The 917-nt window shown below is 60.6% G+C and carries 2 protein-coding genes; one reads left to right on the top strand and one right to left on the bottom strand.

Annotation, left to right across the window (positions count from 1 at the left end; translation table 11 throughout):
• A partial coding sequence (locus tag A5760_RS07670; RefSeq protein ID WP_064879326.1) for a class I SAM-dependent methyltransferase occupies positions 1 to 695 on the top strand: 695 nt, incomplete at its 5' end.
• Between the two features lie 61 nt (positions 696 to 756).
• On the opposite strand, the gene A5760_RS07665 is transcribed toward A5760_RS07670, so the two are convergent.
• Positions 757 to 917 (bottom strand): class I SAM-dependent methyltransferase (locus A5760_RS07665; protein WP_196771978.1); only part of this gene is annotated, 161 nt, incomplete at its 5' end.

Genomic DNA, 917 nt, shown 5'->3' with positions numbered 1-917 from the left:
TGGGAAAGCTGAACCTCGAGCCCGGGATGACGCTGCTGGACATCGGTTGTGGCTGGGGAGCCACCCTGCGGCGCGCCATCGAGAAATACGACGTCAACGTCGTCGGGCTGACGCTGTCGGAGAACCAGGCCGAACACGTGCAGAAGTCCTTTGACCAGATGGACACCGCCCGCACCAGGCGGGTGCTGCTGGAAGGCTGGGAGAAATTCCACGAGCCGGTGGACCGCATCGTGTCGATCGGCGCGTTCGAGCACTTCGGGCGCCAGCGCTATGGGCGCTTCTTCAAGATGGCCTACAACGCGCTGCCGCCCGGCGGAGTGATGTTGCTGCACACCATCGTTCGGCCCTCGTTCAAGGATGCCCGGGCCAAGGGCATGACGCTGACCCACGAGATCGTCCAGTTCTCGCAGTTCATCCTGGCCGAGATTTTCCCCGGCGGGTGGCTGCCTGCACAGGAAGACATTTTCAAGTTCGGCGAGGCCGCGGGCTTCTCTGTTGAGAAAGTTCAGTTGCTGCGCGAGCACTACGCGCGAACCCTCAACATTTGGGCGGCCAATCTGGAAGCCAATAAGGAAAAGGCGATCGCCATCCAGTCCCAAGAGGTCTACGACAAGTACATGCACTATCTGACGGGCTGCGAGAATTTCTTCCGCAAGGGCACCACCAATGTGGGGCAATTCACGATGGTGAAGTAGGACCTATCAAGTCAGCCCCGAACGGTGATCCGTTCGGGGCTGATTGCTTTTGGCGAGGCGGTTACTTCTCCAGCGTGAATTGATTGACGTCGGTGTAGCCCTGGCGGAACAGCTTCGCGCAACCGGTGAGGTACTTCATGTAGCGGTCGTAGACCTCTTGGGACTGGATGGCCAGGGCCTGCTCTCGATTGGCCTCGAGCGCCTCGGCCCACAGGTCCAGCG

This window comes from Mycobacterium colombiense, from assembly GCF_001665835.1.
Taxonomy (GTDB): Bacteria; Actinomycetota; Actinomycetes; order Mycobacteriales; family Mycobacteriaceae; genus Mycobacterium; species Mycobacterium colombiense_A.
The sequence above is the reverse complement of the archived record's forward strand: the minus strand, read 5'-3'. Positions and strand labels throughout refer to the sequence as shown.